7 protein-coding genes, 2 tRNA genes and 1 pseudogene are annotated in these 7,240 nt (G+C 42.0%); 9 read left to right on the top strand and 1 reads right to left on the bottom strand.

Features of this window, described 5'->3' with window-relative positions:
* The first annotated feature begins 217 nt into the window (after window positions 1-217).
* The 7 genes from HWQ39_RS02190 (at window position 218) to HWQ39_RS02160 (ending at window position 4,971) form a co-directional block, all read left to right on the top strand.
* Window positions 218-796 carry a hypothetical protein gene (locus HWQ39_RS02190; protein WP_292840915.1) on the top strand — a complete coding sequence of 193 codons (579 nt, stop codon included), beginning with the start codon at window positions 218-220 and terminating at the stop codon, window positions 794-796.
* Between the two features lie 141 nt (window positions 797-937).
* Window positions 938-2,521 carry an NAD(P)/FAD-dependent oxidoreductase gene (locus tag HWQ39_RS02185; protein WP_292840913.1) on the top strand — a complete coding sequence of 528 codons (1,584 nt, stop codon included), beginning with the start codon at window positions 938-940 and terminating at the stop codon, window positions 2,519-2,521.
* A 190-nt stretch (window positions 2,522-2,711) separates the two neighbouring features.
* Window positions 2,712-2,969 (top strand): hypothetical protein, encoded by a 258-nt coding sequence (locus HWQ39_RS02180; protein WP_292840910.1) that lies wholly within the window; start codon window positions 2,712-2,714, stop codon window positions 2,967-2,969.
* Between the two features lie 197 nt (window positions 2,970-3,166).
* Window positions 3,167-3,619, top strand: coding sequence for a COP23 domain-containing protein (locus tag HWQ39_RS02175; protein WP_366932214.1), 453 nt, complete (start codon window positions 3,167-3,169; stop codon window positions 3,617-3,619).
* A gap of 140 nt (window positions 3,620-3,759) precedes the next feature.
* Window positions 3,760-3,835: transfer RNA gene (locus HWQ39_RS02170), tRNA-Ile, on the top strand.
* Window positions 3,835-3,909: transfer RNA gene (locus HWQ39_RS02165), tRNA-Ile, on the top strand. Before HWQ39_RS02170 ends, HWQ39_RS02165 begins: the two co-directional genes overlap by 1 nt.
* 675 nt (window positions 3,910-4,584) lie before the next feature.
* Window positions 4,585-4,971, top strand: a complete 387-nt coding sequence (locus tag HWQ39_RS02160) for a reverse transcriptase domain-containing protein (RefSeq protein ID WP_366932213.1) — start codon at window positions 4,585-4,587, stop codon at window positions 4,969-4,971.
* On the opposite strand, the gene HWQ39_RS02155 is transcribed toward HWQ39_RS02160, so the two are convergent.
* Window positions 4,909-5,058, bottom strand: coding sequence for a hypothetical protein (locus HWQ39_RS02155; RefSeq protein ID WP_292840908.1), 150 nt, complete (start codon window positions 5,056-5,058; stop codon window positions 4,909-4,911). The two genes, HWQ39_RS02160 and HWQ39_RS02155, sit on opposite strands and share 63 nt — an antisense overlap.
* Before the next feature lie 154 nt (window positions 5,059-5,212).
* Here HWQ39_RS02155 and HWQ39_RS02150 point away from each other — a divergent pair, with 154 nt between their 5' ends.
* Window positions 5,213-6,739 (top strand): slipin family protein, encoded by a 1,527-nt coding sequence (locus tag HWQ39_RS02150; RefSeq protein ID WP_292840918.1) that lies wholly within the window; start codon window positions 5,213-5,215, stop codon window positions 6,737-6,739.
* A gap of 116 nt (window positions 6,740-6,855) precedes the next feature.
* A pseudogene (locus HWQ39_RS02145) lies at window positions 6,856-7,161 on the top strand (Uma2 family endonuclease); the annotation flags it as partial.
* Between the last annotated feature and the right edge of the window lie 79 nt (window positions 7,162-7,240).

The following is a 7,240-nucleotide window of genomic DNA, read 5'->3' as shown; positions in this document are numbered from 1 at the left end:
TACAATTTCCATATGGCTATCGAGTCGGTGCAAGTTTTTTCTAATCAGCACCTTAATGGTTCGATAGCTTTCTTGTCTATTCCGTCAACTAAAAATTGTCCGGAGTATTGTAACTAGGAATTTGATAATATTAACAAAGTAAGCGATCGCTTGTTACCCAACTACGGCGATATCTACGATGAGCTACGCCCTCTTCAGCAGAGAGAACAAAAATACTATGGTAAAGCGTAAGAAAAGCAATCTCCAGTGGATTAAAGAAACGCTTGAACTCAAACCCGATCATCGCTGGGAATCGCCATCAGGCTACAAAATTTTTGTAGCAGATAGAGGCGCTGTTCGCTTCAATGTTCCCCAAGATTGGGTTTTTGAGCCACAAGAAAAATCTTTCAAGTTCATGGATAAAAAACCGCCCAACGATGATTGCTGCCTAGAAGTATCTTTCAATCGCCTGCCACCCAACGACTGGAGCCAATTTCCGCTAAAACCCACCTTGAAAAAAATCATGGAAGACGACAGTCGTAACGTCATTGCCAAAGGAGAAATTGTTACCATCAAGCGCCAAACTGCCAGAATTGTCTGGACAGAGATCAAGTTCATTGACACTCAAGAAGAACCACGGGAAGCTTTTTCGCGGACTTGTATTGGTTTGGGGTCAAATGTTCAGTGCTTGATTACATTCGATTATTGGGCAGATCAAGCAGAACAATTAATACACGTTTGGGATGAAGCGATGCGTAGTCTAACATTAGGGTTATATATCCGTGACCCCATGACTGGTCTGGCTTTCCCAGACTGAGCCATAAGGATGAATCGTGAGGAGGGTAGAATTAATAATACTCCTGCTTTCAATATCGGGAATGCATATAAATCCACTCACACAGCTAATTTTAGAACGAGGTTGACAGCGACAACATCTACATTCTTTGTGAGAGGGACTATGCTAACAACAACTCGACAGCAGCAGTTTGATGCAATTGTGATTGGCTCTGGAATTGGTGGGTTGACGGTTGCCGCGCTCCTATCTAAGCTTTATCACAAAAGCGTTTTAGTGTTAGAACAGCATTTCACCCCTGGGGGATTCACCCATACCTTTGAGCGCAAGGGAAAATTTCTTTGGGATGTGGGGCTGCACTATGTTGGAAATATGGGAGATGGAGGCACTGGCAAAGCTGTGTTTGACTATCTCACCAATGGCAATTTGAATTGGCACAAGATGCCCGATCCGTTTGAAAAATTTGTCTACCCGAACTTCACCTTTGAGGTTTATTCTGACCCCAACCGCTTTCAGTCTGATTTAATCCAGCGCTTTCCTCGCGAGCAGACAGCCATTCGGCGATACTTTAAGGATGTCCAGAAAGCGGCATTTTGGTTTGGGGCGCATTCAATGTTGGAGCTATTTCCGGTATTGCTGCATCCTCTACTCAGGCGGTTTGTTCGTCATTTTGGGGCTATTGCTAGACAAACGACCCAGCATTATTTGAACAGACATTTTCAAGATGCCCAACTCAAAGCATTACTGGCTTCCCAGTGGGGAAATTATGGCTTACCGCCATCCCAAAGTTGCTTTGGCATTCATGGTGCGATTGTTACCCATTATTTTAAGGGCGGCTGGTATCCTGTGGGTGGGGCAAAGGCGATCGCGCAAGCCATTATTCCCGTGATTGAACAGGGGGGTGGTGTCGTCATCACCCAACGCCGAGTCACAGAAATATTGTTGGAATCCGGGGTGGCAGTGGGAGTGAAAGCCCAAGATACAGCACATCCCAAGGCAGACCTAGAAACGTACTTTGCACCTATTGTGGTGTCTGATGCCGGAGCCTTCAATACTTATGTGAAGCTGATTCCACCCAACTACGCGCTGGCAGAGCGCCAGAAAATTCAAGCGTTTCCAAAAAGTAACAGTATGGTGACGGTATATTTAGGGTTAAAAGAGAGTCCACAGCAACTAGGGTTTCAGGGTGAGAACCATTGGATTTACACGACCTATAACCACGACGCAATTACCCAAGATCCACCCATCTCTGCTGATAATTTACCTAAATTCTGCTATCTCTCATTTCCATCACTCAAAGATCCATTAGCTGAGGGGCATACGGCAGAAATCATTGCCTACGTTGACTATGATTTCTTTTCGCAGTGGCAAGAACAATCCTGGCGACGGCGAGGCACGGATTACACTGAACTGAAAGCCCAAATTACCCAATCCCTGATTCAGTTAGTGGAGCGCCACTATCCTGGCTTTCAGGATTTGATTGAGTATGCCGAACTCTCAACTCCACTGACGGTGGAACACTTTGATGCTAGCGATCGCGGTGCTATCTTCGGCATTCCCTGTATTCCTGAACGCCTGGATCAATCCTGGATCGGGGCTAGAACACCAATTAAAAATCTATACCTGACCGGAGTCGATACACTTTCACTCGGCATTATGGGAGCGATGATGGGTGGAGTGAAAACAGCAGGTGTTTTAAATGGAGCATTCGGCTTTTTTAAGATTATGATAACCATCATGAGAAGGTGACAGAGAAAGCTTTACGAGTATATGACATTGATAAACTCAGACATGAGATATTACTTAAGTCATAATTTAACTAGTTACTTTTATCACTAGCATATAGCTGTTTGAAATCATATCCTTATAAACATGAGACATCAACCAGATTAAGGTTTCTACAACTTTAATCATACAATTTACCAAACAAGATTTACTTATGAATATCAAACAAATTCTTGCTGGTGCAGTGCTTCTTTTACCATTTGCTGTTACTTCTATTCCTTCGCAAGCGTCAGCATCACAGGTTATTGTTAATCCCCATAGTCCTAATAGACCTGCTCAAATAATCGCAAACAAACCACCACAAGTTAAACGTTATACACCACCAGTGAAAAAGAAAGTGCTAGTTCCTGCACATTGGGAAAAAACAAATCATGGTCGCAAGTGGGTTGCGGCTCATTATATATACAAGTAAAAACGCCTGAAACCTTAAGCAATTAGGATATAAGAAGTCAAATCTTCTTATATTCTCTCTCTCTCTATTTTTAGTAGGGAGAGTGTTAAATGCAAGGCAAATAAAACTTTTTACTTAATATTTGAGAGATACTCATGAAATTGGCATCATTGACAAATGTTTTGGTTGCAGGTGCGTAGGCGAAGCCCGTCGTAGACATCGCTCTCGGTACAACTGCAACCATCAATCAGCCAAGTCAAGCCGAAAGTAGGCGAGGATTTTATTGTGACACATCAGGAAACAAACCCGTAACGGTATACACAAATTCTAGAGGCGTTTCTGAGCCTTGGATTCGCTGGACTTCCAATTACTTCAAAGACGCTGGTTACAATAAACTGACGCGCTGTCAAGACGTAAGCCACCGCTTGGAAACTTATCGTCGCAACAGAGAACTGAAGTTTATTACTGTTGGCAAAATGAATGGACAAAATGTGGTTTGCACCGCAAATCAAGTTAGTGGACGCTGTGAAAACTTGATATTGACCCTCAAACCCAATGAAGATGGTGTGCAAGCGCTAAATAATCTCCTGGCTTGGCACCAACCCCTAAGTAAAGGCAATAGAACACCTTACGTTGATTTGAGAGAACATCTAGGAATTTCCAAAGAATAGATTACAGCCTTTTTCCTGTGCTAAATTTGGAGCGGGATAGTAACAAAGTTACAAAGCTATAGTTTAGGTTCTATACGCCTAACTGGTGCGCCAAGCTTTTGCATAAGCGTATACCGCCGAGGGCTTTAAACTATACCATTGTTTGATTAGCTCAGTTGGCAGAGCGATCGACTTATAATCGATTGGTCACAGGTTCGAGTCCTGTATCAAACCCCAGGAAGTTAGCTCACTGGTAGAGCAATCGACTGATAATCGATGTGTTGTAGGTTCGATTCCTATACTTTCACCCAAAACCGTGTCCTGGCCAAAGACACTACTCTGTAACAGTAGCCAATATGGTACGGGAGAAATCCCAAAACGGTTCGAGTCCGTGATTTGAAAAACTCTGCGGTGCAAGTGTTCTGCTGTCGCTCATCACTCGTAAGGGTGATGTTCGATAGCCACAGTCAAGGAGCAAGCGCAACTGCATTTTTCCTTAACTTGAGTGTGTCCCTTCGTTGCCAACATCTAGTTTTCCTTCGGAATTCTGGATTGGCAAGCGAACGGTATATTTGAGCGCGGTTTTCTTTTTCTAGATTGCCATTGAGCAGTTCGGGAAAATTAACAGCAATCTTAATCCAGTTCTGGAGAATCTTTTGCCCACACCTAAACTGTAAACACTTGCATTAGCAGAGTAAAAAAATATTTTGTATTATGTCCAGCCAAAATCTCAGCACTACCCCATTAGCGACTAAAAGTAATCTAAAAAAGTTGCGACTTGATAATTTAGCACTTTTGGGATCACATGGTTATCTGAATATAATACTACCGAATAAATAACCTTAGCAATGGGAATCAGCTTAGAAAAACTGCATTTTTTAACAACTACAACTAGACATTACCTCCCGTTCAAAATCTAAAAAAAGACAGGTGGAGAAAGAATCATTTCTGCACCAAAACCTGAACTTAAAGCCGCTCAAAGGTAGATTCTAGAGAATATTTTAGAGAAATTAGAAATTCATAATGCAGCGCACGGCTTTTGTAAAAATCGTTCCATAGTCACCAATGCTAAATCCCATATTGGTGCAAACGTAATAGTCAATCTTGATTTACAGAATTTTTTTCAGTCAATTTCTTACAACCGCGTCAAAGAATTATTTTGCGGGTTTGGTTATTCAGAACCTACGGCGACAATTTTCGGGTTGATTTGTACGACTGCTGAAATAGCAATAAATGGACAAATTAACTATATAGCTTCAGAAAACCGCCATTTACCTCAAGGTTCGCCTCCAAGTCCAGCTATTTCTAATCTAGTTTGCCGTAATCTCGATGTCGTCTTGCTGCGATCGCTTACTTTCTTTCGCCCAAAGTAAATAAATCTTTTGTAGTATATAGTAGTACAAGAAGCTAAAACCAATCCTTAAGCCTTTGTCTACTCCAAAACTTGATCTGTGAGACATAGGTGGTATTTGAGTTCAAGCAAGGTTATAAATGTTGTTATCAAATTTTCTTAGCTGGTTGCGTTGGCGTAGCCCGTCGTAGACATCGCTACGCCCAAACCAGGCATTGCATAGCTTACCTAAAATATCAAGTAAATTCTTTATGCAAATTACTATGTGGCAAACATTTTATATCAAACTTAACGAAATCGGCATCTTATATCACCGCAGTGACTTTAAGAAAATCTTGCAGCCGGGTACACATACATATTTTGGTCGGCATTGGCAAGTCAAAATTTATGACCTCAATCAGCCACAAGCTCAGATTGAAAACCTAGAATTGTTGTTGCGAAGTCACGAAGCCGAACTGCAACAACATTTATTGATTATCAGAACTGCATTTAACCAAGCTGCTTTAGTCCGTTGTGGTCAGAATTGGGTAAGCGTTCCACCAAATCAATTACGAGCTTTTTGGCGTGGTTTTATTGAGGTAGAATCTCATCTCTTCAACTTAGAAGAAAGCTTAGAATTGCCTAGTTTTTTTGTGCAGCAATTGCGCTCAGTTGCCTTGAATGGACTGAAGAAGTTCCAAATCTCCGAGTCTGAGATTGGTTTGCTATATCTGCAAAACAATTTTGTGCGACCTCTAGAATCAGGAGAGTATGCTTTTTGGTCAGTAGATAGAGATGTTACAGTCCGAACTCTTAGCCGAATTATCCCTAACCCAGATTTTCCCCTGGAAGATGTACTCATTGAAAAACATCCCGATTTTATTGCTGCTTACTGTCAAACAGTGCAATTACTGAGTTCACAAGTTGCAATTGTGCGGTATCGAGGTAAAGTAATTTCTATTTTGCCGCCCACAAGCCGCAAACTATTTTGGCAGGGTGTTGAAGTGGAAATTCTCGATATCAGCGCTGATGCTCAGTTACAGCCTGCTTTAGTGGCTGAGTTGGTTGAGGGTTCAGCAGAAGTAAAATTGCTCAGTCGCAACTGTTTGCATATTTGCCAAGTTCCCGCCCAGCACGTGGGACTAGTATACATTAATCAAGAGTTTCAAGGACAGCGATCGCCAGGGGTACATGCTTGGTGGTTATTTGGCCGCTCTTTTCAAACCGAAACCATTGACCTACGACTACAAAATATGGAGGTATCCGGTCAAGATATCCTTTCTAAAGATAAAGTACCTCTGCGGTTGAATTTGACAGCTGGCTTCCGCATACTCGACCCATTGAGGGCAAAAAATGGGTTATCAGATATTTCTGGTTATTTGTACAAAGAATTACAGTTTGCTTTGCGTGGTGCAGTCGGCGAACGCAACTTAGATGGTTTATTAGAAGATAAAGGTGCAATTGATAGAAGCATCTCTGAATACATTCGCCAAAAAGCCGCAGACTATGGAATTGAAGTAGATTCTGTAGGTGTAAAAGATATTATTTTACCTGGTGAAATTAAGAATATCTTGAGCAAAGTAGTTGAAGCAGAAAAAGCCGCTCAAGCCAACGTAGTCAGACGTAGAGAAGAAACGGCTGCTACCCGCAGTATGCTAAACACTGCCAAAGTGATGGAGGATAACCCCGTTGCATTGCGTTTAAAGGAACTCGAAGTATTAGAGCGGATTGCAGAGAAGATTGATCGAATTCAAGTTAACGGCAGCTTGGATAACATTTTAACAGACTTGATTCGGATGAATCCACAGTGATGGCATCAATAAAGTTAGTATGATTTATCAATCACAAATCTAACTCCTACCTCAGAAGCAAATATGTGATAAAATAATATTGTTGTCTTAATAGCCAATGCGATCGCTTACGACCTATGATTTCTACCATCTCGCGCCGCTACAGCTTGGATGAATATCGCGCGATCGCAGAAAAAGCCGAAGGACGCAGCGAATATCGAGATGGAAAAATTGTACCCATCCCTGGAGGAACGCTCAAACACAGCCGCATCAGTGAAAACATTTTGACCTATTTTACCTCTGTGTTCCGCGACACTCAATTCGAGCCAATTAACAGCGATTTACGGCTGTGGATTCCCGAACATCGACGCGAAGTATATCCAGATGTAATGGTTTTTGACGGGGAACCACAACTAAATGCTGAACGTTTAGATGAAGTATTACAGCAATTTTCAGGTAAATAGACGACAGTGGTTGAACCAACCGAAGGCATCATCTTCGGTAATATAATTTACAGCCTCT

The sequence above is a fragment of the Nostoc sp. NMS8 genome (genome assembly GCF_017115045.1).
In the GTDB taxonomy this organism is placed as follows: Bacteria; Cyanobacteriota; Cyanobacteriia; order Cyanobacteriales; family Nostocaceae; genus Nostoc.
The sequence above is the reverse complement of the archived record's forward strand: the minus strand, read 5'-3'. Positions and strand labels throughout refer to the sequence as shown.